Raw genomic sequence first — 25,679 nt, 5'->3', positions numbered from 1 at the left:
CCTCTGAGTTATTCATCTAAAGAATTAAACCTTAATCTCAACAAATTTTCGATAACCGCAGTACGCTCTACTCGTTTAGCAGTTTCTAATTGTTCTAATAATAGTGGTGATAAACGCATAATTAACTCCCTATCTTGTTCTTCTAATTCTGAACTTACTTCTAAGTTACTACGCAAAGATGATAATGACAACAAAGCATTTAACCGAAATTGATTATCTGGTGGCAATGCTTCTAATTCGTCAATTGCCTCTTGCTGTACTCTACCTCTGCCCAAAATTCTTAACCATAAAGTGTCTAATGTCTTTGGCAATTGATGAATTACTACTAATCCTGTTCTGAAATATTCAGGTAATAAATAAATTCCTGGACTCCAATTTTCATCATCACTTTTAGTACCAAAACCCTCTAATATTGTCTTTGATGCCGTAGGTGTTAATATCCATAATTTCGGATAATTATTTTCATTCAGACGGGTATTTTCCCGATTTGCTCGACGGATAAAATCTGTATTTACCTCTAATAATTTAAGTAAACAACTCCGAATTTCATCAATTGTTACAGGATTTCTAAAGGGTTCAAATAAACAAATTGTTGTAGCTAATTTTCCTAATAAACCTAATGCTTATGGTGAAGTTTTTGGTTGAGTTGATGGTACAAAAAATACATCTACTTGTCTAACTTCACTGCGAATTTCTAGAGGAATTTGACATTCTCCTAGTTGGGATAATAATTCTTCTAAATAATCTTTAGCGAATTGGTCATGGATAAATCTTGTCATACCGTTTCACGGAATTCAAATTAATAATTCAAAAGTCAAAAATCAAAAGTAAGTCAACGGAATTTAAAAGTCAAAAGTCAAAAGTCAAAAGTAAGAATCAGGACTGACGCATGAGGTACGAAAAACTAGGATTTGAGATTGCTTCCCTATCAGTCGCAATGACGAAAAGACGTTGTATTGCGTAAGTCCTAAGAATTATAGTAAGCATTTTAGCCTCTGTCTAATAGACATCTCCAATAATCAAAAATCAAATCAATTCTTATCCATAAATTATCAATTCTCTATCCCTGTTGCCTGTTGCCTGTTGCCTGTTGCCTCTTTTCTGGAGATGTCTAATATTATTGCCCATAATTACTACACAAGTATTTAGATCAATTAACATCATAATAGTCGCAGTATTTCAAAATAATGATTAATTGGCCTACTATTATTTTTAACAAACCCTCAAAGTCTTACCTCTCCCTAACCCGAAACTGGATCGTTATAGTTTTTCTAATTTCCCTCACCTTCTGCTTACTTTCCCCCACCTTCGCCCAAACAAAAAAACCATCAAAGTACGACATTACCAGTCAAATACCATTCAACCAACCCAGTTATTACCCACTCCAACAAACTATTAACAACCAACTCTACCGCCCAACTGCAACCTGGGTAGGGCGACTCATTCTGCCAAAACCTGACACCCCACCACCAAGTAACCAACAAGACTGGGTATGGATAGAAATCTATAACGCTCCAGAAACAGCTAAAAATTTAGAGGGGGAAATACTGCCTTTGCAATGGAGTCAACAACCATTAACACAAACATTTGTCGAAACTGTTACGAAAGATATTCAATTTTCTCAAGCAGCTAAAAACAGGAGTAACAATGGCAGCGTCTTACCTACTCGCCTCAATGGTTTAACTAAAGTCGGTCCGTTAACATCTCTCGCCGGAGCTAGACCTAACGACGATATGATAGTTGGTCTGGAAAATGTCAAAATTACAACCAACGAAGGAGGTTCCCCTATTCTGGAAACTATTCTGGAACCCATGCAAATTACCGGACGTTATTACGCATTAGTTGATATCCTGGGCACGGCAACCACAAACGCCACTCCAGAAAATTGTCCTGGAAACCAACCATGCACCAGCGAACTTTTCCAAGTACGTCACTACAACCCCACTACCCAAAAATTCGACGGTGCAACAGAAATTATCCGCATTCCTCAACAACCACTCCTACCTAATAACTTATTTCAATCAACACCCCAAGGAATAACAGACTCTCCAGCAGGGAAAGCAGGTTGGTATATTTATGGAGCAAAAGACAGAGAAGGAATATTTACAGTTCAAGCAATAAAGCCGCGATCGCTCTTTCAATTACAACCGGAACAAACTATCCAGGGAAAAACAGCAGGTATCAAATATATAGGCCGCCAAAATTGGCAAAATACTGAAAGTCGTAAAGGTAGTATTCAAAGTGTATTAGTTATTGAGGAAGAAGGAAGTAAAGTGGATAAACTTTCTCCTCCCCACTCTGTACGGACGTTGCATGCAACGTCCCTACCTACTCCCCACTCTCTTCTAAAAGAAGGAGATTATGCTTTAGTCATTCATCTATTCGGAGGTATTGGTGGAGAAAAAAGCGAACCCGTATTCGTAGGAACAGTTACCGGACATTTTTCTTACGGTTTAGCTCAAGTAGTGCGAGATACTTTTACCAACGAATTACAATTTGACATCAAATACCAACAAATTTACGCCCAAAACTCCAACGGCATAATTTCCGGTACCCATAGTTGGGAAAATTATATGGGAAATTTGGAAAAAGGATGGTTAGGTACTCGCCCAGTCTCGGATATAGTTGTCAAATTAGACGCACTTAAAGATTATGATTTTGGTGGTGTCATCCTCTCACCCTTGCGGGAATTAATGTATCAGTTACAAATAATGACAGCTCGTTACCGCACGGGGGATGGAACGGGGGTAGCAAGAGTGAGTCCGGCAACTTCTTGTGTTCAAGATTCTAGTCAAGCACTTTTTATTGCCATTAGAAGTATTGAGAATAAATTTTATTCTACACCAGAAATTCAAACCTGGCTAACATCTCATCCCGACGACCCGCAAACATTAAGGTTTCAACAACTTGTGTCTTTGGGGAAAAAACTGGAAAAGGCTTTAGTTCCGAGGGGTGTTGTGCGCCCAGACTGGCAGAAAAATGCTGAATATTTGGCAGGGATAAATGCGAGAAATGGGTTTGTGAATGAGATTAGTATTGTTAACAGTATTTTGAGTTGGCGATCGATGATGCCTCGTCGCGCTCACGATGAAGTTAGCACTATTTTCCTAGAAAGTGGTGCAGAATTATGGTTTCTCCGCACTAACCAGGTGGGAGGATATGACCCAGATATTGAACCAGTGGCACCGACTGTTGCGTTTGGGCAGTTTCCTCTAATTTCAAAATTGATTGAGCGTTTGATATCTGCTTCTCGTCTGATGAAAGGTCAAGATTGGTTTGTTGTTGGGATGACGTTATTGGTTTATGGAGCGATCGCTTTACCGTTAGGCTTTAATTCTAGATTTTTACGAGTAAGTCGAGGTTTTGGCAACCTCAAAGAATTATTTCAGGGTTTGGTAGTGGCGTTTTTTACTCCAGCTTTTGTGGAAGAGTTAATATTTCGAGTTTTCTTATTGCCTCATCCCACCGAGAAGGTTTCAACTATTATTTGGTGTTTTTGGGCAGCATTAAGTTTATTTTTGTTTATTATTTATCATCCAATTAATGCTCTAACTTTTCATCCCCAGGGAAACCCAACTTTTATGAAACCGATTTTTTTGAAATTGACAGGAATTTTAGGATTAGTATGTACAGTAGCTTATCAATTAACTGGTTGTTTGTGGGTTATGGTAATTATTCATTGGGCAGTAGTTGTAATTTGGCAATATTCGTTAGGTGGTAAAGAAAAGTTGTATGGGAATAACTAATATTATAAAGTACATGGTTTGTAGTGGTAGGGCTTGAGCCTCTGACAACATTTATATTAGGACTAAAGTCCAACTACGAGCATGATTATAACTGTTCTACAGAACATGATATTAAACATACTTATTAACAAAAGCTTCAGGAGTTAGACACTCAAACTCTCCAGTTTCTTCTACAATAGCCTTAACTAATTTATAGTTTGCCGACACAAAACATTGAGATTTACCTGTTTTAGCAGTTAAATAAACTCCTGCATCCTCTCTAGGAATATTACCTGAATTTTCAATTATTTCTAGTTCATCTTCATCCACTAGAACATAAAAAACTTGAAAATCTTGCCAAATTTTATCGACTATTTCTCCACCCCAATCTTTATTTCGCAGAAGTTTCGCCACTCGCAAAATTTATTCAAGCAATATTTGCTGAAATTACAACTTCAATTAATGAAGATTGTTTCATGCCTAAACTAGCCCATTGAAGACATCTAAACTAATTACTTTCTGGAGCAGCGAAACCAATAATATAAACATTAGTATCAAAAAATATACGACTAGGAGAAACAGTCATTTTTTGAATTTCAAAGTATTATCAAATTTAATAACGTTAGTGACGTTCTTGTGAAATTTCCTGTCTCACTTCTCGTACTAAATTCACTATATCCTCTCTTGATTTATATCCTGCCTCTGCTAAATCTTTAGCAAATTATGATTCTTTTCAAGCAGAGGTAATTTCAGTTATCAGTTAGCCTCCTCCGGAGGAACTGCGTTATCAGTTAGCCTCCTGTCGGAGGAACTGCGTTAACAGTTATCAGTACCTCTGCAATAAGGAGGCTTCAAATGTGGAATATGTTCTTTTTTTATCCCCTTAAAAGGGTCGGCGCATACCCACAATTTTTCGGTAATTGTTAATTATTAATTATTAATTATTAATTGTTGAAGCATGAGGTAGGAAAAACTAGGATTTTAGATTGCTTTCCTATCGGTCGTAATATAGCCTTAAACAATTTATAGTTTGCCGAAGCAAAATTACTGTTAGGAAATATCAAAAGCTTACAGCGCTTTTTATTTAAGTAGACTACAAAATTATTTGAAGTTAGGAAGTAGGAAATAGACAGTAGGCAGTAAAAGAATCCTTTGACCACTGTAGTCTATCTATTTGAAAACCTCTATAAAACTCATACAAAACCAGATTTTTCCTTCTCTCCCAGATAACTAAACACTTTCTTTCTTCTTCCTTCTTCCTTCTTCCTTCTTCCTTCTTTCTTCTTCCTTCTTCCTTCTTCCAGAAAACTAAAAATCTTGGCAATTTGCCTGTACAATTTTTCGGACTTCTCCAGGTTCTAATTTTATTAATTTCTGAGTTGCTTGAATTTGAGTAGGCTGATTTTCTAAATGTTGACGCTCAATTAATTCCCATTCTTCTGCTGTTTTCGTGTAGCGTCTAGATGTAGCTCTATCCATATTCATAGATGTCGCGACTTCGTTTAAAGAAGCCCATCCTGGTTGATTTCGCATTCTATGTAAATAGCGAGTCATTATATCAATATCAATTTTCATTGTGTATTTTCCTGATTATTTTTCATTATATATAATTTTATAAAAAAGAGTCTTATAAATAGTTTAGGAAAGAAAGAAGTAAGAAAAAAAGCAATAATAATGATTTATTTTATTGCTCAATTATATAAATAAGTTTTGACAAAAGCAATTATCATCAAAATCGTCTATTCTTGATAGAAAATATCCTTCGCCCTTGGTTAATATAAGTAATATCATAATTGAAATAATTAATTATAAAAAAGTCTTTGCTTGTAGGCACGTTTAAGGGAACTACGCGCCTAAATAAGTTTTGACCGAATATGATACAACTATTGAATTATCTATAATCATGAGTAAACTAGGTTCTATTTCCTCACCCTGTCTACTAATACTTTTAGAGAGCAAAAAAAAGAGTCCCTGGAAACTTAATATATCTTATCCAATCAAACTTCAAGACTAAAATTACAACTGATAACCACAACTAGAACAAAAGCGATCGCCTGTTTGTACAGGAGCACCACATTGGGGACAAAAACGCTTCCCAGAAGTTGCAGGGGAACTTGACCCCATTTCCATCGACATATTACCCATCCGCATCTGCATTGGGTTCATCTTCATTTCCATATCGCCCATTTTCATCGGTTCCATTGGTTTCATCGGTTCCATTGGTGGCATACTTGTGCTGGGTGTTGCCTCTACTTTTTGAAGGGATAAGACTTCGGCATCACTCAAAGTAGGCGTCCCATTTATGGTACTTATTCCACCGGCCTGCAACTGAACAAAAGATTGTCCCTGTTCCGACTCTATTCGCAAAATTACTCCACTAGCAGTCTTAAATAAAGTGGGCACTACAGTCCATTTACCTGTTTGAAACCCTGTACTTGCTTGTTGTTGTTGACCAGGACTACCACTATAAACAGTGACCACAGTTTGCATTCCCTGATTTTCAATATAAACTTGTTGGCCATTACTAAGATTGCATTTGTAAGCCATAATTTTTAGTCAATCATTATTTGCACTTAATTTAATTGTATATATGATAACAATTTTACTTATAATAATTGTTAATCAATTATGTAAATTTTACACTTACTTATATAATAATTAAAATTTAACCATCATTAAGTAATTGATAAATTATAAATAAAAATAGTGCAATTTGATTCTTATACACCGGGGGAATTTTACGATGAACTTTTCATCAGTAAAAATCAACCTCGTCCAGAAGCTCAATTATTGATAGAAAGAATTAATTCTCTTTCTGTAGGTGAACTATTGATGCGACAAAAAGCTGCACAAGTCGCTATGGTAAAACTTGGAGCAACTTTTAATGTTTATGGTGATAGTCAAGGTACAGAACGTATTTTTCCTTTTGATGTTGTACCGCGTATAATTTCTGTGTCTGAATGGAATTTTTTAGAAACAGGTTTGAAGCAAAGAATTCATGCTCTAAATTTATTTATTGCAGATATTTATGGAGAACAAAAAATTCTTCAAGATGGAATTATTCCTAGAGAGTTAATTAATTCTGCTTTTGGATTTCTCAAACCTTGTATAGGTTTAAAACCACCGTCAGGAATTTGGTGTCATATTACAGGGACAGATTTAGTTAGGGATAAAAATGGTGAATGGTATGTATTGGAAGATAATTTACGCTGCCCTTCTGGTGTATCTTATGTTTTAGAAAATCGACGGGTAATGAAAAGTACATTTCCCCAAATTTTTGCGACTTTAGGAGTTAGACCTGTTGATAATTATCCCGGTTATTTATTAGAAACTCTACTAAATTTAGCACCTTCTTATTTATCAAATCCTACTGTTGTGGTTTTGACTCCTGGTGTTTATAATTCGGCCTATTTTGAACATTCATTTTTAGCTAGACAAATGGGAGTTGAATTGGTTGAAGGTAGAGATTTAGTAGTTGTAGATGGATATGTACAAATGCGAACTACTAAAGGTTTGCAGCGAGTTGATGTTATTTATAGACGTATGGATGATAATTTTATCGATCCCTTAGCTTTTAATCCTGAATCTTTGTTAGGAATACCTGGATTAATGGAAGTTTACCGTAATGGCAATGTTGCCCTTGCTAATGCTTTGGGAACTGGTGTAGCGGATGATAAAGTTATTTATGCTTATGTGCCGGAAATGATTCGTTATTATCTTGATGAAGAGCAAATTTTACCTAATGTTCCTACTTATTTATGTTGGGAAAAAACACAGTTAGACCATGTGTTAGTAAACCTGGATAAACTTGTGGTGAAATCTGCAAATGAAGCTGGTGGTTATGGGATGTTAGTAGGAACTCAATCAACTGTTGAAGAAAGAGCAGAATTTGCAGAAAAAATTAAAGCTAATCCACGGAATTATATTGCTCAACCAACTCTATCTTTATCTAGAGTCCCAACTATAATAGACAATAAATTTGAAGGTTGTCATGTTGATTTACGACCTTATATTTTATATGGTAAAGAAATTTATGTTCACCCTGGTGGTCTGACTAGAGTGGCAATGAAAAAAGGTTCTTTAGTTGTTAATTCTTCCCAAGGTGGAGGTAGTAAAGATACTTGGGTTTTATCAGAATAAATGTATCATCTAATAGAGGGATTTTTCACAGAAAATTTTATAGCAGAAGAAAGAAGGAAGAAGGAAGAAGGAAGAAGGAAGAAGGAAAAATCTTACGTTGTCTAAGCTTTAAGCTTTTGAACTGTCCTAACCTTTTCTTCGACTCCTATACTTGTGAAAAATGTCGAAAATCAGGAAAATTAAGATGGCAATTCAAAGATTTATTTGTGGGTTTTGATTAATTAATTTTTCCTCTTCCTTCTTACTTCTGGCTTTAACAGCAAATTTTACTTGTGAAAAATGTCGAAAATCAGGAAAATTAAGATGGCAATTCAAAGATTTCTTTCTGGGTTTTGATTAATTAATTTTTCCTCTTCCTTCTTACTTCTGGCTTTAACAGCAAATTTTACTTGTGAAAAATGTCGAAAATCAGGAAAATTAAGATGGCAATTCAAAGATTTCTTTGTGGGTTTTGATTAATTAATTTTTCCTCTTCCTTATTACTTCTGGCTTTAACAGCAAATTTTACTTGTGAAAAATGTCGAAAATCAGGAAAATCTAAGATGGCAATTCAAAGATTTCTTTGTGGGTTTTGATTAATTAATTTTTCCTCTTCCTTATTACTTCTGGCTTTAACAGCAAATTTTACTTGTGAAAAATGTCGAAAATCAGGAAAATCTAAGATGGTAATTCAAAGATTTCTTTGTGGGTTTTGATTAATTAATTTTTCCTCTTCCTTATTACTTCTGGCTTTAACAGCAAATTTTACTTGTGAAAAATGTCGAAAATCAGGAAAATTAAGATGGCAATTCAAAGATTTCTTTGTGGGTTTTGATTAATTAATTTTCCCTCTTCCTTCTTACTTCTGGCTTTAACAGCAAATTTTACTTGTAAAAAATGTCGAAAATTAGGAAAACTAAGATGGCAATTAAAAGATTTATTTCTGGGTTTTGATTAATTAATTTTTCCTCCTTCCTTCTGCCTTCTTCCTTCTGGCATTAACAGAAAATTTTACTTGTACAAAATGTAGAAAATTAGGAAAATTAAGATAGGAACTAAAAGGTTTATTTATGGGTATTGATTAATTAATTTTTCCTTCTGCCTTCTGCCTTCTGCCTTCTTCCTTCTTCCTTCTTTCTTCTTTATTCTTCCTTATTAATTATGTTAAGTCGCGTTGCAAATTCAATTTACTGGCTAAATCGTTATGTTGAAAGGGCAGAAAATGTTGCCCGATTTGTTGATGTAAATCTCAATCTACTATTAGATTCTCCTGGTGTAATTCAACAGTGGCAACCTATAGTTATTACTACTGGAGATTTACCTTTATTTCAACAACGCTATGGTGAAGTAACAGAAGCAAATGTAATCCAATTTCTTACTTTTGACCGTGACTACCCTAACTCTATTATTTCATGTCTACGTCTAGCTAGAGAAAATGCTCGTTCCATTCGGGAAATTATTTCCTCAGAAATGTGGGAGCAAGTTAACTCATTTTATTTAATGGTAAAAGATGTTGCTAATAGTGGTTTAAAAACTTCTGAATTACCAGAATTTTTTGAGAAGGTAAAAATGGGCGGACATTTATTTTCAGGCATCATGGATGCTACTATGAGTCACAATGAAGCATGGCATTTTGGCAGAATGGGGCGATTTCTAGAACGTTCTGATAAAACTAGCCGAATTCTTGATGTTAAATACTATATTCTTTTACCTTCAATTAAAGATATTGGAACTCCACTAGATGAAGTGCAATGGATGGCATTATTAAAGTCAGCAAGTGCTTATGAAATGTATCGTAAACGTCAACAACATAGAATTACCCCCAATGGAATAGTAGAATTTTTAATATTAGACCGAGAATTTCCCCGCTCAATTCAATATTGTTTAAGTGCAACAGAGCGATCGCTCTATCAAATTATTGGAGTAACTCAAGGTATGAAAAAACATCCAGTAGAAAAAGTATTGGGTCGTTTATGTTCTGAGTTAGACTATTTAACAATAGAGGAAATAATTCAAACTGGTTTACACGAGTTTCTAGATAATTTACAAACTAGAATTAATCAGACAGGAGAGAAAATTTTTGACACTTTTTTCGATCTTAAACCTATAGAGGAACAGCGATTAAATAATTAGCAACTGCGATAAAGTTGAATGGCGATCGCCTAATTTTCTCCTCTCAAATAGATGAATTTCTAAATTAACCCAACGATCGGATATTTTTGACTCGATACAAGAAACTTCTAAACTACCAGTAATCCAATAATTAATAATTATTATTCACAGCAGAACTATTTCATCTATATGTCCTTTATTCACTGTTCCTGAAAAAAATCTAATTTTTGACTCGATCTATTTGTCAATTATGATCAAGAGTAACTTTTTCATCAACACATTTAAGCTATAAGGCAGAAAATTTGATTAACAAATAATCAAGAGTCGATGTATAGGCACAAGAAGTAATATTATTGTTATAGTAGTATCGACTTTATCAAAAATTTAAAACTCAGCTTGAGAGAAACAACAACTACTAGAAAACTGTAAATATATTGAAATATATTGATTTTTATGAGTAATTTATCTTCATCAACTCCAGACTCCAGACAAACACAGACACAGAAAGAAACTAATACTTCCACAACTGAACCAAAACCCAGTTATGTCAAACTGGCCATGAGGAATATGGTGAGAAAAGGAGGTCAATCACTCAAACATTTTGCCCTGACAACCATTGGACTTGTAGGTATCTTAGTTGGCCTTGCTTATCTAACACGATAACTTAAATCACATTTTTGAGCGGAAAGGAGGATTTGACGGTTGTATCTAGAAGTGAGTATTCAGGATTATTTCTGGTCATCCTCGACCTCAGAAGTAGAAAAGTTAAAAGTCCAGGATGTTAACGAAGTCAGAAGTTGTTTTTGTCAGGAGGATTTAAACCCCCCTCCAAAAACATTTCGCCAATCAAGGGGGGGTTTTAGACCCAATTATTTTGATAAGGACAAACTTTATCCCATATCTTCTGAAAATTGGGCATATTGGTTTCGGAAATGGCTAGAAGTTCTACAACCAGATATTCCACTTGCTGAAAATTACGAACTTAGTCTACGTCTGACCGGGGATGGCGAAATTCAAATCCTTAATCATCAGTATCGTTATCAGAATCAACCAACAGATGTTTTAGCCTTTGCTGCTCTGGAAGTAAATGTTCCAATTCCAGAAGTCATAGATTCTGATTTACAACTATATCTGGGTGATATAGTAATTTCCGTTGAGACGGCCCTTCGGCAAGCTAGACAACGGGAACATTCATTAACAACTGAATTAGCTTGGCTAGCGGCCCATGGTTTTCTACACCTACTTGGATGGGATCATCTTGACGAACAGAGTTGGCAACAAATGATCAAACAGCAATTATTTTTGCTTAATGCTGTGGGAATTACTATTGAGAAACAAATCATTCTAGAAAATTGACAAGACTTAGGGTAACTTTTGAACTTTTTAGATAGACTATTAGTCGAGAAAGTCTTTGATTATCTGGCCCTTATTTATTAAATTGAACTGAGGTGGATAAATTATGAAACTGAACGAGTCATCAATATCTTACAATGAAGCCACTTTTATACACAAATCGAAAAATTCTTCTGCTCCCAAAATAAAGGGTTCTAAAAGTACAGTTAAACCTAATAGAGAATTATCTTGGCAAGTAGCAAATAGTCTTTTAATTAGCTTCAAATATGCTTGGGCAGGATTGTCTTATGCTTTCCAGACTCAACGTAATTTTCGGATTCATACTTTCATTGGTATTGTTGCTGTTAGTTTGAGTATTTTATTAGAGTTAAAACCAATAGAAACAGCAGTTATTGTATTAACTATTGGATTAGTTATGGCTATGGAATTACTGAATACTGCTATTGAATCTGTGGTAGATTTAACAGTTAAAAAGAGTTACCATGAGTTAGCTAAAATTGCTAAAGATTGTGCTGCGGGTGCTGTTTTAATTTCAGCTATTGTCGCATTACTTATCGCAAGTTATCTGATTTTACCTCCATTATTAAGTCTGGTTATTGGTACTTTTAGTAGCTAGAAATTATCACTTTGATTGATTAAATGGGGTGCAAGGTTTGAGATTTTAAGTTGAGATTTAATGAAATTTCAAACAAGAGTTGGTTATTTATTAACAGTAAAAAGTCCGGTAAACCTTTTTGCCTATTGCCTGTTGTCTAAAAGGGGGTTCTTTACCCAACTCAAATGAAATTATACCAAATTCAAGAAAGATTGTTACAGTAAAATATAGATGCTTAACGGAATTGAAAAATCTTCACTTTTTATTGATTATACCTACCACCTACCACCTAACACCTAATACCAATTTGATAAATATTTGCTACAAATAGTTAGGCTATTTCTTAGTAGTCAACCCACCCCTCGCCCCTCCCCCGACCAACCCACCCCTAACCCCTCCCAGGAGGGGAGGGGAATTCAGGAGTCAGGAGTCGTATGGGAATTGCTTCAATAACAGTTTTTAGGTCATAAATTATCTTTCTTGTCAAAGGGACATTCCCTGCCAAATATTTTTATTGCACTTATTATTCGTAACATTCTTTTTTCAAATTGGTATAACATCTTGAATAGCCAATGTAGCAATATTTTTTGAAAATGGTATTACTATATAAGTTTTTGCCATTATCAAAGTATCTGACTTTTCACAGTAAAAACAATTTTTACCATAAAATTGGGTTTAAAGCCTCGCCCATAAGCGGGCGACTTTTCATATTATGACTTTTTATGTTATATTAAAATTGGTTTATAAACCCGCCTTGTCTCATAAATACTGATTAAAAGAAGATGTTTGTCGAAACTCCTTAAGTTGAGAGCTGAACTTGGGAGGCTTTCAGGTCAATGAGCAGTTCGCTCCTTGAAAGCACAAAATTTATACCCATAAGAATTTTTGCTCTTGTCGCGGGAGGGCATTCCGAGACTCGTGCGCGGACGTGGAGGCAAGCGTAACCCACCCCCATCCGCTCCCGGGAGGGGAGCAAGAGGGGTGGGTGCAGCAGCCTGTGAGACGTCAACTCGCTAAAGAGCTACGGCTAGGTAGGAACCCCCGCGCCTAAAGGCCGGGGAGGATGTCAATGGAGTAGACCTCTAACTATAATCAAAGTATTTTGGAAGTTGACTGATAAATACTTCTTGCATAAGTTTAATAAAGCTAGAATTGTAATAATACAATAGTGTTTTTTTGTGCTTTAGTTGCAATCTTGATCTTTAGCTCAGTAGTATAACTTTAGTCTTCTGAATCTTATACTTGAGAAATTCTTTGTCAAAATAACTAATCATAAAAATGAGCGATCGCTCATTGATTGAGAGATTTAATATATCCAGGGAATGAAGGAGTAAAAAGCTTTGATTATAGTTATAGATAATTACGATAGTTTTACCTACAACTTAGTACAATATTTAGGTGAATTGGGTGCAGAATTAGCAGTTGCAGCTAATATTAAAGTTTACCGTAATGATCAAATTTCTTTGGCAGAAATTAATGATTTGAAACCTGATGGAGTGGTTATTTCTCCAGGTCCTGGTCGCCCTGAAGATGCCGGAATTTCTCAAGCATTAATTAAAGAATTAGGAGCAAGTTTACCTATATTCGGGGTGTGTCTTGGTCATCAAAGTATTGGTCAAGTATTTGGAGGAAAAATTGTTGCTGCCCCAGAATTAATGCACGGTAAAACTTCTGAAATTTATCATCACGGAGTAGGTATTTTTGAAGGGTTAGATAATCCCATAATTGCTACAAGATATCATAGTTTAGTGATAGATAAAGAAAGTTGTCCTGAAGTATTGGAAATTACGGGATGGGTTGAGGATGGAACTATTATGGGTGTTAGACATAAAAATTATCCTCATATTCAGGGTGTACAATTTCATCCAGAAAGTATTTTAACTAATTCTGGAAAGTTGTTACTGAGAAATTTTTTGGAAGGGTTAGGGTTATAGAAATTTGGGCGTTGCTGAATTGAGCTATGAATTTGTTAAACTGAAGTACTCGAATACTTCAGATAGCGATCGCTATTCATATCATGTCCGTTGGTATAGTCCCGTGTAAACCTAAGAGTGAATATCTACAGGAAATTTAGGTTTTTCTTGCTCAATAGTCTTCTTCCCTCTTTTCTCTTCCCTCTTCCCTCTCCCTTCTTCCTTACCTTTGCTATACAATACCGATGCTACCGGACATGATATCAGAGGAAAATTTTTGATTTCTTCGAGGGGTAACTGTTTCTCCTTGTTGTTCATAATAAATAATTTATTAAGTCGATAAATATGATTTTTCAACCGTAATTATTTTGTTAAAATTAACCAATAAAATTAATTCTGATATAATACATAAAAATCTACTGATAATTTGTCTATGACCAAAAAAAGTTTCAAGCCTTCCCCTTATTCAGGGAATAAAAAGCGGTCGTTAGCGTAGCTTCCCGTAGGGTGGGATAGGGAGGTTTCCTCTCCATATCAAATCGACCAAGAGAAGTAAAATCCTGTATATTCAAACCTTCTTATTGCAGAAAGTACTGATAACTGTTAACTGTTAACTGATAACTGAAATGACCATATCATCCCCACCGAAAAACTCGGAAACTATCCTAAATATAGAGCAAATAGAAACTTCAATTTTACAAAAAATTATAGCTCCCCTAGCTAATGAAATAGATAGGGATCAAGAAACATTAAAAACAGCTTTAATGACTCTAGGAAAATCGGGATTATTAGCATTAAAAATTCCGCAAAAGTGGGGTGGTCTAGAATTAAATCAACAAGAATTTTTTAACTATCAATTACTCATAGCAAGATATTCTGGTGCATTAGCTTTTCTCCAAACTCAACATCAAAGTGCAGCAGCAATGTTAGCATCAAGTCAAAACACTCAATTACAACAACAATATTTACCTCATTTAAGTCACGGCAAAATCTTGTTAGGAATAGGCTTTTCTCAACTCAGACGTTCTGGAGAACCACCTGTAAAAGCTTCTCCAACTAGAGGTGGATACTATATAGAAGGAATTGTTCCTTGGATAACTGGGTGGAGTATATTTCAGGAATTTATTCTTGCAGCAAAATTACCTGATGGCAGAGCAGTTTTTGGCATTCTTCCTTTGATTGAAACCACTAAATTAAATGGTAGTATTACTTTCTCAGAAATAATGCCTTTATGCGCTATGACTTCAACTAATACTGTTAGTGCTACAGTAAAAAATTGGTTTCTACCTGATGAGCAGATAGTTTCTATCAAACCTGTAAATTGGATTCACAATAGCGATCGACAAAAAGTTCTCGCTTTTAGTGCTTTTGCTTTAGGATGTGCTTTAGCAGGCATAGATATTATGAAAGCAACATCAAAAACTAAACCTCTTCCTTTTATTCCAGATGCAATTTCTTCCTTACAAAATCAGGTCTATCAATGTCGAAATGACATAGAAGAAGCCAATAAAAATCCTGATACTGATTTTGCCGAAAAACTCCACCTCAGAGCAACAGCTATTAATTTAGCCCAGCGTTGTACTGCTGCTGCTGTTACTGTTTCTAGTGGCGCAGCTAATCACAAAAATCATGGAGCACAACGGGTTTATCGCGAAGCTTTAGTATACACAGTTTCAGGTCAAACTACAGATATTATGGAAGCTACTCTCAAAATATTGTGTTCAGGACTTACGCACAACCACTATATTTAGGTGAACGGCCCTTCACCCGTACAGATGGTGCATCACATGAATGATTAAGTTACCATTGTGTAGCCTTCAATAATGAGTTTTCCAACTAGATTGTTATATCAAATCTGTTAGCTTCGGAGTAATATACAGCAGATTAAAGGTAAATGAGGTACACATAAGAATGGTAAAGTGTTTCCAGTGCGGGTATCTTGCCCGCGACTGATATACCTCACTAATATGAAATACGCTGTCAATTCCGTTAAGCATTACACAATCTGTCTGTAAGGGCGAATGGCCATTTGCTAACGCAAAGCTGGCGCTTTACATGTTGCGGAGCAAAACGCCCCTACAATATAGACTTTTTCCACTATTGCCTGTTGCCTGTTGCCTGTTGCCTGTTGCCTGCTCTATTAAATAGAATCCAATGACGTCCCTAACCATCCTGCAAAATTTTCTAATTGTTTGAGTGTGGTGCTGCTAAATGGTACTACTTGGTAATGACTAGGACTAGGAGCTGCTAAAGTTACCTTATGGGTCAGAAGTCGATCCTGATGAAAAACCGTAACTTCAATCGAATCTCCTGGTTGATAATCTTTGAGGCGATCGCTCAATTTATCAGCACTTACCCGAAAACCATCTATTGCCAATAACTCATCACCCGCATCCAATCCCGCTAACTGTGCTGGCCCTTGGGCTTCGACAAATTTAATTATTTCTTTGCCATTTTTAGTGGTGACATTCATACCTAAATTAGGCCATTTATTGTCTTCTCTCTGAAGTTGTAATCCAAAAGGCTTGAGATACTCATCAAAAGGCAACTCATCTACACCATGAATATACCTCTCAAAGAAATCATCCAAATTTACTCCTGCTACCTCTTCAATTACACTTTTCAGTTGTTCGGGAGTAAAGCCTATTTCTGGTTTACCAAACTGCTCCCACATTTGGCGCATTACATCATCCAGTGAAGATTTATTTTCATGTTTTTCCCTAATTAACAAATCGAGCAATAAAGATACCATCGCTCCTTTTAAGTAATAGGAAATCTGGCAATTATTGCTATTAGCATCCCGACGATAAAGTTTAATCCAAGCATCCCAACTAGACTCACTTAGAGGCTGTACCTTTCGTCCTATTGTTGTTAGGAAAAGTGTAATTTCTTTTCCTAATCCTTGTAAGAAAGTTTGAGCATCATAAACACCAGCTCTCAAAGGAATTAATAAATCATAATAGCTAGTTGTACCCTCACAAAACCATAGAGAAGGAGTATAATTTTCCTGCTCATAATTAAATACTTCTAGAGCTTTAGGTCGAATACGCTTAACATTCCATAAGTGAAAAAATTCATGGGCAACTAATTGCATGAAGCGGTCACGTTTTTCCTTACTCCTAAAACTGAATCTAGGATAATTTAAAGTACAGCTAAACTTATGCTCTAAACCACCAAACCCCTGTCCAGATATATGCAATAAAAATAGATATTTTTCATAAGGTAAACCACCAAAAAACTTTCCTTCCACATCAATAATTTTTTTAATATCTGGAATTAACTTTTCTGGTTCCGCATTACCTGTTCCCCAAATAGCTAACTGATGTGCTTTTCCTTGTACTTCAAATTGATATAATTGATGAGTACCTATTTCAAAAGGACTATCTACTAAAGTATCAAAATCTACTGCCTCAAATGTATTATCAGAACCTGGAATTTCTGGTAAAGAAGTCGCTACTTTCCAATCAGGTTTAGGTGGAATAATTTTTATCCAAATCGAATTTTTCTCAGCTCCAGGAATCTCAAAAAACAAAGCTGCACCATTAAAATAACCATGTGTAGAGTCTAAATGATTAGTGCGTACTGTTAATTCATTTGCAAATATCCTGTACTGTACTATTACTTCAGAAGTTCCTGAAGTTTCTATTTGCCAATGATTTTTACTCAGCTTTTTCCAATGTAAAGAACATTCATTTTCACTATAAGCACAAAAATCTTGCAAATGTTTAGCATATTCTCTAACTAAGTAAGAACCTGGTGTCCATACAGGCATCTTTAAATCCAGTTTTCGATCTTTTTGTAGTGAAGGAGATAGTTGTTCAAGTTTGACACGCAAACTAACCTCAAACAGATGAGATTCTGGATGAGGCATAAATACTTGATATTGAATTGCTGATTTTTTAATTGTGGGACTGAGGGATACTGTTCTAGCTTCAGTCATGGTTATTTATTTTTAATATGAACTATTTCCATTTGATTTTAGTATATATATTTTCTCTTAGTTCATCACATATTAATTAATATTATTTTTCAGACAAAACTTTCGATTAAAATTTTAATGTTTGAAACATTATTATTAATCTAGTCTATTGACTTGCTAAATGCATTAAATGTTTGAGATTAAGTAATTGAATTACTTGATATTCTGTATCTCTATTAATCCACCCCTTCGTCTGTAGTTTTTCCATGATTTTGCTAGTTTCTTCGATTTTTATATCTGTGACATCAGCTAAATCTTGGTCAGGAACATTAAATATTTCACAGTTTTTTTCTGTAGTCTGACCGTAATTTTCTGCTAATTCAACTAATGTATTAGCTAGTTTTACGGCAGGGGGTCTATGACGCAGTTGATAACGAATGTTTGTTTGCCTGAGACGCTTGACCATAAGTTGAAGCATTCGATGATGTAGCTGAGGGTCTTTGAAGAGAGTTTGAATAAATCTTTGGGCTGAAATACTAATCAAACGTACTGGTGATAAGGCAACGACATCATTTGAGCGTGGTGACTCATCTAGAATAGCCATTTCTCCAAAAAAATCTCCTCTCCCTAGAATAGCCAGTGTCACTGAGTTGTCAGAGGACAATCTGCGTCTGACTTTGACCCAACCGGATACCACGAAGTAAACTGCATTACCCCAAGCATCTTCCATTAAAACTACTCTATCTGAGGGATATTCGTGTTTTACTGCAACTGAGAGTAGCCATTCCAAGGTTTCTGGGTTTGCTCCCTTAAACAGAGGAAAAAGCTCACTGAAAGCTTCTGTCTGCATGAAAATTAGTTATCTTTGTCGTATCTTGATGTTATTAAACTGCTGCTCTATAAAACTGATACAAAACGTCACAAACAGTGACGAATTAGATGTTTAATTCCTGCTTCCACTGAGACCGTCGGCAGTTACTCATCCACAGGCATTGACAGTCGAGCTGGCCGCATCCCTCAAATTAATACTTGCGTTTAAATCTCTATCTATTGATAAGCCACATTCTGGGCAATCATAAGTTCTTAGATTTACTGGCATATCTTGAACGTGACCGCAGTTAGAACAAGTCTTTGATGATGGAAAAAATCTATCTACTATTCAGAGCGGCACAACCGTACCATTGGCACTTATACTCAAGCTGTCTCCGAAACTCATAAAATCCTTGGCCTGCACCTACCCCTCTAGCTCCCCTCCCGGGAGGGGATGGGCGTGGGTTATGGTTAGTTAACATTCTCCACTAACATTCAAATATTCAATTACTACACTGCCGTGGTTCAAGGCTTGCGTATTTTGTCAGTTTATGAAGTGCATCTTTGCGGATGTTAGCTATTTGTCTATGCAACTTAGCTAGCTGAAGTTGCGCCCCCCTCCAGTTAGCTGAACCAATGATTTTATTGCGGTTCAGGTATTGTAGTCTGGAAAGTTTAGCTTCAAAGGAGCGGTAAGATTTTACACTTTCAAATACTTTCCCTGTACTTAGAGTTGCTAATGTTTTTATCCTCAAGTCAACACCTACAACTTCAGCATTCTTAGGCGTTGAAGTAGGTGTAAATTCAAAACTACAGCTTAAGTACCAATCGTCAGCTTTTCTACTAATAGTTATTTTCTTGGTAGTTGCTTCAATTGGCTCATAGGTTTTGACAATACCAATAAATAGATTTCATATATGCATGAGCGCAGTCTGGCCAATAGTATGCTTTTTCATGTATTATGTCGTTATTATTTGATTAAGTCAATACTCTACAGCTATCATACTGGAGTTTTTGAGTTAAGCAACATTATGTTTTTATTCTTAACTTTCTCTAGTAAGTTTGATTAGATCAAAAGATTACTATTTTATCATTATTCTTTGTTTGTTGCAAACTTAATTTAATTAATATAGCAGTAGAAGGAAAAGTTAGGACAGTTCAAAAGCTTAACACTCAGACAAAGCAATATTTTTTCTTCTTCCTTCTTCCTTCTGCCGAAATAACTAAAAAAACGGGCTAACCCGATCTTGGTTAACCCGCAAACTTGGGAACGCGCAAATAAATTACTTCTGCACAACCAACTTGACATTAGCGTTTTGCAGACCGCGTTGCTTAACAGCGGCTAAAGTCTTATTAACGGCATACTTCTGATTGATGGAGTTGATCAACTCAGTTTGATTGTGCTTTTTAGCAACACCCCAGAGGTCAGCGATCAGGTCAAAAGAACCATCACTGTTGGAAGACCAACCTAAATCATATTCACCTTCGAGAACAGCAACGATATCTGAACGTACACGTTGGCCATTGTAGCCACGAACATCAGCGTTAGTTTTAACTGTGATGCCCAAGTCACGCAGAGAAGCTTTTAAAATTTCAGAATCAGTGATCTTGGTACGCAGTGTGCTGAAGTGAGACATTCGAGTTTCCTCCTAATTTTAAAACTGAAAACAGAAACAACAACGGTTTTTATGAAAAGTTACCACTGCTCAGAATCGTTAAGTTGATATCGAGTCAAGGTGGTTTTTTTTAGGCACTGCTAGTAACTTTATCCATTACTAGCCTTTACTCCTGTTTGTACCAGGAGAAAGCTTTTAGAACTCCAGTCTTTGATACTCGGCGACTGAAGATGCAGCAGGCCGCGCACGTTGTCTTGCCCAATCTCGTAGTGCAGTCACCTGCTCTGTCATGGTTTTCGACAACGGTAGTGTAGATTTAATCGCGGCAATAATATCTAGCTGTGTAAATTCTCTATCTTGAGCAAATGCCTCATACATAGCAGCGACTATGGCTTGCTCTATTTCTGCACCTGAAAAGCCTTCGGAAACATTAGATAATTGATCGAGATCGAAGCGTTCAATTTCTCGACGTCTTTTTGCTAGGTGAATCTTGAAGATATCTTGACGTTCCTGTTTGTTTGGTAAATCTACAAAGAAAATTTCGTCAAATCTACCTTTACGCAAAAACTCTCCCGGTAAACGTTCTACTCGGTTGGCAGTTGCCATCACAAATACTGGGGAAGTTTTTTCTTGCATCCAAGTCAGGAATGAACCGAATATTCTACTTGAAGTACCTCCATCAGAGTCTGCGGAACCAGTACTACCAGCAAAAGCTTTATCCAATTCATCTATAAATAGTATGGCTGGTGATATTGACTCGGCTGTTTTTAGAGCATTTCGTAAATTAGCTTCAGAACGTCCTACCATTGAACCATCGTAGACCCGTCCCATATCCAAGCGCAATAACGGTAAACCCCACAGGCGAGATGTAGTCTTTGCTATTAAAGATTTCCCACATCCAGGTATTCCCAGGATTAACATACCTTTTGGCTGAGGTAGGCCATATTCTCTAGCTCTCTCTGTGAAAGCATCAGAACGTTGTCTTAACCAGTGTTTAAGTTCCTCTAGCCCACCTACAGCATTAATAGTTTCATCCTCTTCGATGTACTCTAATATGCCGTTACGCTTGATTAGCTGCTTTTTCTCAGACAGTACAATCTCAACCTCTTGTTCAGTTAGACGTCCTGCTGTTACTTGAGCTTTGCGATATACCTTTTCAGCCTCATCTTTTGTAAGACCTAAAGCTGCTTTGAGGAGCTTTTCCCTTGTCTCTGTGGAAATGTTACGCTTCCCTAGATGTTGTGACAGGACTTTATTCAACTCCTTCATATCTGGTAGTGGAAAGTCAAGTACAACTACCTCCTTTTCTAGTTCTATCGGAACATTCTGTACTGGGGACATCAATATAATTGTTTTATTTGTGCCCTTGAAACTAGCGATCGCATCTCTTAACCACCTAGTAACTGGCGGTGAGTCAATAAATGGATGTAGATCTTTGAATATGTATATTCCAGCGTTATTGCTAGTATCTCGCTGCCTGATTACCCACTCTATAGCTGCCTCTGGTGAGACTGTATTATGCTGAGTGGTGTTTTTGCTTTGACCGTACTCCACTATTCCGTGAGTTACTGTCCAAAGAAATACTCTTTTCTGAGACTGGGGCTTAAGTTGAGCTATAGCTGCAATTGCCTGCTCTGACCGTTCTTCCTCGGATGTCACGAGGTAGATCAGAGGATATTGAGCTTGGATGAGAATGTTAATTTCTTCTTTCATAGTCCTCGATCGTATAGAAACGGTACAGTTGATTACGGCTTAATTGAGTTTATGCTTGCTACCGTTCTTAGAAGCTTACAATAATCTGTAAAATTTACAGTTATCTGTTCTATTCCTGCTTCAACCTGGAAGTGTCGGCACTCCCCAGTCCACAAGCTGTCACGGTCGTTCGCGGAACGCGGAGCGTAGCTCTTACTGACCGCCATAGCTAGGTTTAAACTAGCATTCAAATTAGTCTTTCAGATGTAGTCGTTTCTACATTCATCAGCAGGGAACTAACTCTTGCTCTCCCGGTTGAGCTTTGGATTTTTCTGTTTCTGGGGTTTCCTTAACTGGAATATTTTGGTCTGCCAATACACTTGGCTGATTGTTTAGGGAGGCCAGTTCTCCTTCTCGCATTACAACTGAACTCGTACACTCTGGACAAGTGTATACCCGGTGGGTTTGTCCATACATTGAACTTGTTTCATCAACCACCTCTGGGTGTTCCAGATAGAAAAGGATAGCTCTTTCTGCTATTGATGACATTGGTTCCGAGTCAACTGCTGCCCTGATTTTGAGCTTGCGATGCAGTTCTGGTTTGATGTATAATGTTACTTTTTGCTTGTCTTGCATATGACAGTCAACTTGTTTACCCGGGTATGTATATTACATTAACTACTCTTTTAGGGAATGTCAAGCGGTTAAACCGTTTTAACTCCAATATTGTAACATTTGTTTACACTTTATCAAAAGTAATTTACTGATTAAAAAAGCTATATTCTTCTGTGCATAAGACTTACAGCATTATGGAGACTATCAAGTTTTTTGCTTTTTTTGACTAAATAATTTAAACAATAATCAAAATTAGATTACATATTTATTCAGAATTTTCATATATAACATATATCCTGCAAAATAGTAGAAATAATCCATATTTTTTAATATTTTTCATGGTTAATATCAAATCCGAAGGACTGGCAAAAACCCGTTTGAGTAAATCAATTAACGACGCGGGGGGCCAATTTCTAACTATTTTAACTGTCAAAGCTGTTAGCGCAGCTCCTCCGCAGGAGGAAAATGCTGGAGGGGAAAACCATAGCAGTGAACCCCAAAAATACTAGCCAAGACTGCTCAAATTGTGGGGAAAAAGTCCCTAAAGAATTAAACATACGAACTCATTCTTGTCCGCATTGCTGTATTGTAATAGACTACGACTTGTTTGCTATTTGCGCAGCATCCCGTAGGGAAGCATTCCGTAAGAAATGCGGCGATAAATATCAAAAATAGGGCGGTAAGGCCCAGACATCCTTAAAGCACGCGCTTGTCCGACGGGATACCGGGACTACGAAACGAGAAGCCCACACTATAGTGTCAGCGAGCGTGTGGGAGATGTCACAATCTATATTTCTATAACATTGGTAGGGGCAAATGGCCATTCGCCCCTACCATATTGTATGACGATCGACGAAATTATATTACTCCGAAGCCAACAGATTTGATATAAGTGGACTGGATGTTAAACAACTGTCATCTGGAAATTGAAAGTGTAATCAGTTTTCCATAAAAATTAATATCAGAAAAATTTAGTTAGGTATTTGCTATATTTAGTTTGTGGGATATTGCTCCAAACAATATCCTCTGTTAATCCCTAAATTCTTACTCCTATCCCTTGCCCAGCGCTTAGGCAAATGGGAGGTTGTAATCAAAATAATGTTCTGTGGGCTCTAAAAAATGACAAGCAAAATTCCAATGGTCAAATTATTAGATAACTACTGAGCGCACTTCGAGGTGAAGCGAGTAGTAGCATAATTATGGAAAGTCAAGATGATGAAAAAATAGAAGAAGTACCTTCAGAAGTTAACATGGAAAATATAATTGATGCCATTATTGAACAAGAAAGCAAAAAATTTGATGAGGAAAACGAACTTCCTGAAGAATAGAAAAGAGAAAGGAAGGATGAAAAAACAGCAAACTTAAAGTTTTTGCTGAACTATATGCTAGGAAATATTCATTATGGAACACCAAAAAATATTACCTATGGTTTGTGCAGTAGCGATCGCTACTCAACTCCTATTGATCAAAGTACAGTCCAGTTTTGCCCAACTCACAAACTTAAATACTACAGTTGCTCAACTTAGTACATCTAATGATGAGGCAGATAATAGTCCCACTCGTTCAGTCAACCCTAAAAAGATACGTTACAGTCGCCGTTACGCATACAAATATGAATTTGATTGTACGCCAGAAAATCAAACTGCGCTAGTTGTATATCAAGCACGTCGTAGTCGTCAGGGTGAAATAGTTACATCCTGGAAGGAAGCGACTAAAAGACCTCTAATTCAATGGACACAGACAGGTTCGGTAGAATTTGGTGACAAGTATACTCCAGAAGTTCGTTGCCAGGCAGTTACAGATAGATTTAATCAGCATTTTCTGAGGGGAGGAAAACCAAATATGCCTCCTTTAAGTGAAGGAGTTGTTAATGGTGCGGCCGTAGTTTGTGCTGCTCAAGCAGGAAGTTGTAATTCTAGTAATTTATTGTGGACTCTGAGAAGTAATAATAGAGGTACGAACGGTAAAATTCTGATGAATTTAGTAAGTTCTCTCAAAGGTAATGCTAGTGCTGCGTTAATAATTGAAAGTAGCGATGCTGAAAATGTGGAAAATCAAAGCCTTGAATGGGTAGAAAAATTGTCAGTTATTGATGGGTTGAAAGCATCATCAGTGAATCAGGAAAAAATGCTAGAGGTGGATATGGAAAAGTTGATTGATCAAGTTATAGAAGAACAAAAAAAAATGGAAAATCGGGAGTTTTAAGGTTTGAAATGATAATTGTTAAACAAAAATTTTAGGGACAAAGAAACTCCCTTTAACTCAAATGAAACAATTGATAAGTTTAATGGCAATTATTCCAACTTTTTTGGAACTTTGTCTTTCTCAGGTAGCATCAACCCCTGAAGGAGTTAATCTTCCGCTAATTCAGGCAGCTTCTGTTTCTACTATTAAGAATAATCCTACTGTAGAGGCGATCTCTAGACCTGTGACTGTTAGATTATTAGGAGAAAATATTGCTGGTTCGGGAGTGATTATTTCTCGGAAAGGAACTGAGTATTTTGTTCTAACTTGCGCTCATGTACTTGATTCAAATCAAGAAAATAAATTGGCAGTTTTAACTGTAGATGGAAAGGAATATTCTGCTCACAAAGATACTAGATTTAATTTTAAAGATTTGGATTTGGCAATAGTTAAATTTTCCACAAATAATGAGTATAAAGTTGCTGTTGTCAATGCTAATTTTAACTTAAGTTTAGGAGAACAAGTTTATGTGGCTGGATTTCCTAACTATGAAAGGAAGGAAGTAAATTTAGTTACTACTGTAGATTTAGGAATTAAACCATATAATTTGACTAAGGGTAAGGTTATTCATCTACTTAATTTATCCTTGGAGAGAGGTTATAAAATTGGCATGAGTAATGAGATTGAAATTGGGATGAGTGGGGGGCCAGTTTTGAATAAAAATGGTGAGTTAGTTGGAATTATTGGTCGAGCAAAATATGCTTTTGGTGGCTTTGATGCTTATCGATTTTCTGATGGTAGTCAACCATCACAAGAGCTACTTGATGAATTGCTTAGTGCTAGCTGGGCAATTCCTATTGCTAAGTTGAATCAACGGGATGATTTTGCAGAGATAGTCAAGACGAATATTAATAATTTTGAAGTAGGAAAGATGGGGAGGTTGGATAGAGAATAAGAAAAAAATATTTACCGAAAAATTGTGGTCTAAAGCTTTCCCTTTTAAAGGGATAAAAATCGGTCGAGAGA

30 protein-coding genes are annotated in these 25,679 nt (G+C 36.2%); 13 read left to right on the top strand and 17 right to left on the bottom strand.

What is annotated here, in order from left to right:
* Positions 1–8 precede the first annotated feature (8 nt).
* The 3 genes from F6K15_RS07395 to F6K15_RS07385 form a co-directional block, all read right to left on the bottom strand.
* Positions 9–311, bottom strand: a complete 303-nt coding sequence (locus F6K15_RS07395; RefSeq protein ID WP_293059059.1) for a hypothetical protein — start codon at positions 309–311, stop codon at positions 9–11.
* 312 nt (positions 312–623) lie between these two features.
* Entirely contained in the window at positions 624–779 is a 156-nt protein-coding gene (locus tag F6K15_RS07390; RefSeq protein WP_293059056.1) for a hypothetical protein, read from the bottom strand.
* Between the two features lie 259 nt (positions 780–1,038).
* Positions 1,039–1,164, bottom strand: coding sequence for a hypothetical protein (locus F6K15_RS07385; protein WP_293059053.1), 126 nt, complete (start codon positions 1,162–1,164; stop codon positions 1,039–1,041).
* Positions 1,165–1,187: 23 nt separating this feature from the next.
* Here F6K15_RS07385 and F6K15_RS07380 point away from each other — a divergent pair, with 23 nt between their 5' ends.
* Complete coding sequence (locus tag F6K15_RS07380) at positions 1,188–3,746, top strand: type II CAAX prenyl endopeptidase Rce1 family protein (protein WP_293059051.1); 2,559 nt, start codon at positions 1,188–1,190, stop codon at positions 3,744–3,746.
* Between the two features lie 111 nt (positions 3,747–3,857).
* Here the strand turns inward: F6K15_RS07380 and F6K15_RS07375 are convergent, their stop codons facing one another.
* The 4 genes from F6K15_RS07375 to F6K15_RS07360 all read right to left on the bottom strand — a co-directional run bounded on the left by F6K15_RS07375 (position 3,858) and on the right by F6K15_RS07360 (position 6,272).
* Complete coding sequence (locus F6K15_RS07375) at positions 3,858–4,139, bottom strand: hypothetical protein (protein WP_293059048.1); 282 nt, start codon at positions 4,137–4,139, stop codon at positions 3,858–3,860.
* 779 nt (positions 4,140–4,918) lie between these two features.
* A complete protein-coding gene (locus tag F6K15_RS07370) occupies positions 4,919–5,062 on the bottom strand; it encodes a hypothetical protein (RefSeq protein WP_293059045.1) in 144 nt (47 codons plus the stop codon).
* Positions 5,034–5,300: a transcriptional regulator gene (locus F6K15_RS07365; RefSeq protein ID WP_293059042.1), complete on the bottom strand. Its 267-nt coding sequence runs from the start codon at positions 5,298–5,300 to the stop codon at positions 5,034–5,036. The genes F6K15_RS07370 and F6K15_RS07365 overlap by 29 nt, the downstream gene beginning before the upstream one ends.
* 441 nt (positions 5,301–5,741) lie before the next feature.
* Positions 5,742–6,272 carry a zinc ribbon domain-containing protein gene (locus F6K15_RS07360; RefSeq protein ID WP_293059039.1) on the bottom strand — a complete coding sequence of 177 codons (531 nt, stop codon included), beginning with the start codon at positions 6,270–6,272 and terminating at the stop codon, positions 5,742–5,744.
* Positions 6,273–6,431: 159 nt separating this feature from the next.
* Between F6K15_RS07360 and F6K15_RS07355 the strand changes: the two genes are divergently transcribed.
* Positions 6,432–7,865 carry a circularly permuted type 2 ATP-grasp protein gene (locus tag F6K15_RS07355; protein WP_293059036.1) on the top strand — a complete coding sequence of 478 codons (1,434 nt, stop codon included), beginning with the start codon at positions 6,432–6,434 and terminating at the stop codon, positions 7,863–7,865.
* A gap of 192 nt (positions 7,866–8,057) precedes the next feature.
* Here F6K15_RS07355 and F6K15_RS07350 read toward each other — a convergent pair whose 3' ends face one another.
* Positions 8,058–8,180: a hypothetical protein gene (locus F6K15_RS07350; protein ID WP_293059033.1), complete on the bottom strand. Its 123-nt coding sequence runs from the start codon at positions 8,178–8,180 to the stop codon at positions 8,058–8,060.
* Entirely contained in the window at positions 8,177–8,299 is a 123-nt protein-coding gene (locus F6K15_RS07345) for a hypothetical protein (RefSeq protein ID WP_293059030.1), read from the bottom strand. The genes F6K15_RS07350 and F6K15_RS07345 overlap by 4 nt, the downstream gene beginning before the upstream one ends.
* A gap of 706 nt (positions 8,300–9,005) precedes the next feature.
* Between F6K15_RS07345 and F6K15_RS07340 the strand changes: the two genes are divergently transcribed.
* From F6K15_RS07340 to F6K15_RS07320, 5 genes are all read left to right on the top strand, one after another.
* On the top strand, positions 9,006–9,977 hold the full coding sequence (locus tag F6K15_RS07340) for an alpha-E domain-containing protein (RefSeq protein ID WP_293059027.1): 972 nt from the start codon (positions 9,006–9,008) through the stop codon (positions 9,975–9,977).
* Between the two features lie 432 nt (positions 9,978–10,409).
* Positions 10,410–10,619, top strand: a complete 210-nt coding sequence (locus F6K15_RS07335; protein ID WP_293059024.1) for a DUF3285 domain-containing protein — start codon at positions 10,410–10,412, stop codon at positions 10,617–10,619.
* A 39-nt stretch (positions 10,620–10,658) separates the two neighbouring features.
* On the top strand, positions 10,659–11,312 hold the full coding sequence (gene ybeY / locus F6K15_RS07330) for an rRNA maturation RNase YbeY (RefSeq protein ID WP_293059021.1): 654 nt from the start codon (positions 10,659–10,661) through the stop codon (positions 11,310–11,312).
* 103 nt (positions 11,313–11,415) lie between these two features.
* Positions 11,416–11,925 carry a diacylglycerol kinase family protein gene (locus F6K15_RS07325; protein ID WP_293059018.1) on the top strand — a complete coding sequence of 170 codons (510 nt, stop codon included), beginning with the start codon at positions 11,416–11,418 and terminating at the stop codon, positions 11,923–11,925.
* A 1,319-nt stretch (positions 11,926–13,244) separates the two neighbouring features.
* Positions 13,245–13,838 carry an aminodeoxychorismate/anthranilate synthase component II gene (locus F6K15_RS07320; protein WP_293059015.1) on the top strand — a complete coding sequence of 198 codons (594 nt, stop codon included), beginning with the start codon at positions 13,245–13,247 and terminating at the stop codon, positions 13,836–13,838.
* 111 nt (positions 13,839–13,949) lie between these two features.
* Here the strand turns inward: F6K15_RS07320 and F6K15_RS07315 are convergent, their stop codons facing one another.
* Positions 13,950–14,135, bottom strand: coding sequence for a hypothetical protein (locus tag F6K15_RS07315; RefSeq protein ID WP_293059012.1), 186 nt, complete (start codon positions 14,133–14,135; stop codon positions 13,950–13,952).
* 308 nt (positions 14,136–14,443) lie between these two features.
* Between F6K15_RS07315 and F6K15_RS07310 the strand changes: the two genes are divergently transcribed.
* Positions 14,444–15,568 carry an acyl-CoA dehydrogenase family protein gene (locus tag F6K15_RS07310; RefSeq protein ID WP_293059010.1) on the top strand — a complete coding sequence of 375 codons (1,125 nt, stop codon included), beginning with the start codon at positions 14,444–14,446 and terminating at the stop codon, positions 15,566–15,568.
* A 389-nt stretch (positions 15,569–15,957) separates the two neighbouring features.
* Here the strand turns inward: F6K15_RS07310 and F6K15_RS07305 are convergent, their stop codons facing one another.
* The 7 genes from F6K15_RS07305 to F6K15_RS07275 form a co-directional block, all read right to left on the bottom strand.
* Positions 15,958–17,757 (bottom strand): M61 family metallopeptidase, encoded by a 1,800-nt coding sequence (locus tag F6K15_RS07305; RefSeq protein ID WP_293059007.1) that lies wholly within the window; start codon positions 17,755–17,757, stop codon positions 15,958–15,960.
* Between the two features lie 145 nt (positions 17,758–17,902).
* Positions 17,903–18,586, bottom strand: a complete 684-nt coding sequence (locus tag F6K15_RS07300; RefSeq protein WP_293059004.1) for a Crp/Fnr family transcriptional regulator — start codon at positions 18,584–18,586, stop codon at positions 17,903–17,905.
* Between the two features lie 129 nt (positions 18,587–18,715).
* Positions 18,716–18,835, bottom strand: coding sequence for a zinc ribbon domain-containing protein (locus F6K15_RS07295; protein ID WP_293059001.1), 120 nt, complete (start codon positions 18,833–18,835; stop codon positions 18,716–18,718).
* 214 nt (positions 18,836–19,049) lie between these two features.
* Positions 19,050–19,301: a transposase gene (locus tag F6K15_RS07290; protein ID WP_293058998.1), complete on the bottom strand. Its 252-nt coding sequence runs from the start codon at positions 19,299–19,301 to the stop codon at positions 19,050–19,052.
* 528 nt (positions 19,302–19,829) lie between these two features.
* Positions 19,830–20,183 (bottom strand): DUF1257 domain-containing protein, encoded by a 354-nt coding sequence (locus F6K15_RS07285; protein WP_202219736.1) that lies wholly within the window; start codon positions 20,181–20,183, stop codon positions 19,830–19,832.
* A gap of 174 nt (positions 20,184–20,357) precedes the next feature.
* Positions 20,358–21,875 (bottom strand): AAA family ATPase, encoded by a 1,518-nt coding sequence (locus tag F6K15_RS07280; RefSeq protein WP_293058991.1) that lies wholly within the window; start codon positions 21,873–21,875, stop codon positions 20,358–20,360.
* A gap of 264 nt (positions 21,876–22,139) precedes the next feature.
* A complete protein-coding gene (locus tag F6K15_RS07275; protein ID WP_293058988.1) occupies positions 22,140–22,490 on the bottom strand; it encodes a hypothetical protein in 351 nt (116 codons plus the stop codon).
* A 317-nt stretch (positions 22,491–22,807) separates the two neighbouring features.
* Between F6K15_RS07275 and F6K15_RS38190 the strand changes: the two genes are divergently transcribed.
* The 5 genes from F6K15_RS38190 to F6K15_RS07255 all read left to right on the top strand — a co-directional run bounded on the left by F6K15_RS38190 (position 22,808) and on the right by F6K15_RS07255 (position 25,608).
* Positions 22,808–22,978 carry a hypothetical protein gene (locus F6K15_RS38190; protein WP_363267498.1) on the top strand — a complete coding sequence of 57 codons (171 nt, stop codon included), beginning with the start codon at positions 22,808–22,810 and terminating at the stop codon, positions 22,976–22,978.
* On the top strand, positions 22,935–23,144 hold the full coding sequence (locus F6K15_RS38185; protein WP_363267448.1) for a zinc ribbon domain-containing protein: 210 nt from the start codon (positions 22,935–22,937) through the stop codon (positions 23,142–23,144). Before F6K15_RS38190 ends, F6K15_RS38185 begins: the two co-directional genes overlap by 44 nt.
* Before the next feature lie 524 nt (positions 23,145–23,668).
* Positions 23,669–23,797 (top strand): hypothetical protein, encoded by a 129-nt coding sequence (locus F6K15_RS07265; protein ID WP_293058985.1) that lies wholly within the window; start codon positions 23,669–23,671, stop codon positions 23,795–23,797.
* A 73-nt stretch (positions 23,798–23,870) separates the two neighbouring features.
* Positions 23,871–24,674: a COP23 domain-containing protein gene (locus F6K15_RS07260; RefSeq protein WP_293058982.1), complete on the top strand. Its 804-nt coding sequence runs from the start codon at positions 23,871–23,873 to the stop codon at positions 24,672–24,674.
* A gap of 61 nt (positions 24,675–24,735) precedes the next feature.
* A complete protein-coding gene (locus tag F6K15_RS07255; protein ID WP_293058979.1) occupies positions 24,736–25,608 on the top strand; it encodes a serine protease in 873 nt (290 codons plus the stop codon).
* Positions 25,609–25,679: the final 71 nt, after the last annotated feature.

Source organism: Okeania sp. SIO2B3, from assembly GCF_010672525.1.
In the GTDB taxonomy this organism is placed as follows: domain Bacteria; phylum Cyanobacteriota; class Cyanobacteriia; order Cyanobacteriales; family Microcoleaceae; genus Okeania.
The sequence above is the reverse complement of the archived record's forward strand: the minus strand, read 5'-3'. Positions and strand labels throughout refer to the sequence as shown.

Bases quoted from the DNA above. Each gene is read 5' to 3' on its own strand.
- F6K15_RS07390 (WP_293059056.1), bottom strand. From the start codon at position 779: ATGACAAGATTTATCCATGACCAATTCGCTAAAGATTATTTAGAAGAA.
- F6K15_RS07385 (WP_293059053.1), bottom strand. From the start codon at position 1,164: ATGATGTTAATTGATCTAAATACTTGTGTAGTAATTATGGGCAATAAT.
- F6K15_RS07380 (WP_293059051.1), top strand. From the start codon at position 1,188: ATGATTAATTGGCCTACTATTATTTTTAACAAACCCTCAAAGTCTTAC.
- F6K15_RS07365 (WP_293059042.1), bottom strand. From the start codon at position 5,300: ATGAAAATTGATATTGATATAATGACTCGCTATTTACATAGAATGCGA.
- F6K15_RS07360 (WP_293059039.1), bottom strand. From the start codon at position 6,272: ATGGCTTACAAATGCAATCTTAGTAATGGCCAACAAGTTTATATTGAA.
- F6K15_RS07340 (WP_293059027.1), top strand. From the start codon at position 9,006: ATGTTAAGTCGCGTTGCAAATTCAATTTACTGGCTAAATCGTTATGTT.
- F6K15_RS07335 (WP_293059024.1), top strand. From the start codon at position 10,410: ATGAGTAATTTATCTTCATCAACTCCAGACTCCAGACAAACACAGACA.
- F6K15_RS07325 (WP_293059018.1), top strand. From the start codon at position 11,416: ATGAAACTGAACGAGTCATCAATATCTTACAATGAAGCCACTTTTATA.
- F6K15_RS07315 (WP_293059012.1), bottom strand. From the start codon at position 14,135: ATGAACAACAAGGAGAAACAGTTACCCCTCGAAGAAATCAAAAATTTT.
- F6K15_RS07310 (WP_293059010.1), top strand. From the start codon at position 14,444: ATGACCATATCATCCCCACCGAAAAACTCGGAAACTATCCTAAATATA.
- F6K15_RS07305 (WP_293059007.1), bottom strand. From the start codon at position 17,757: ATGACTGAAGCTAGAACAGTATCCCTCAGTCCCACAATTAAAAAATCA.
- F6K15_RS07300 (WP_293059004.1), bottom strand. From the start codon at position 18,586: ATGCAGACAGAAGCTTTCAGTGAGCTTTTTCCTCTGTTTAAGGGAGCA.
- F6K15_RS07295 (WP_293059001.1), bottom strand. From the start codon at position 18,835: ATGCCAGTAAATCTAAGAACTTATGATTGCCCAGAATGTGGCTTATCA.
- F6K15_RS07285 (WP_202219736.1), bottom strand. From the start codon at position 20,183: ATGTCTCACTTCAGCACACTGCGTACCAAGATCACTGATTCTGAAATT.
- F6K15_RS07280 (WP_293058991.1), bottom strand. From the start codon at position 21,875: ATGAAAGAAGAAATTAACATTCTCATCCAAGCTCAATATCCTCTGATC.
- F6K15_RS07275 (WP_293058988.1), bottom strand. From the start codon at position 22,490: ATGCAAGACAAGCAAAAAGTAACATTATACATCAAACCAGAACTGCAT.
- F6K15_RS38190 (WP_363267498.1), top strand. From the start codon at position 22,808: ATGGTTAATATCAAATCCGAAGGACTGGCAAAAACCCGTTTGAGTAAA.
- F6K15_RS38185 (WP_363267448.1), top strand. From the start codon at position 22,935: ATGCTGGAGGGGAAAACCATAGCAGTGAACCCCAAAAATACTAGCCAA.
- F6K15_RS07265 (WP_293058985.1), top strand. From the start codon at position 23,669: ATGGAAAGTCAAGATGATGAAAAAATAGAAGAAGTACCTTCAGAAGTT.
- F6K15_RS07260 (WP_293058982.1), top strand. From the start codon at position 23,871: ATGGAACACCAAAAAATATTACCTATGGTTTGTGCAGTAGCGATCGCT.
- F6K15_RS07255 (WP_293058979.1), top strand. From the start codon at position 24,736: ATGAAACAATTGATAAGTTTAATGGCAATTATTCCAACTTTTTTGGAA.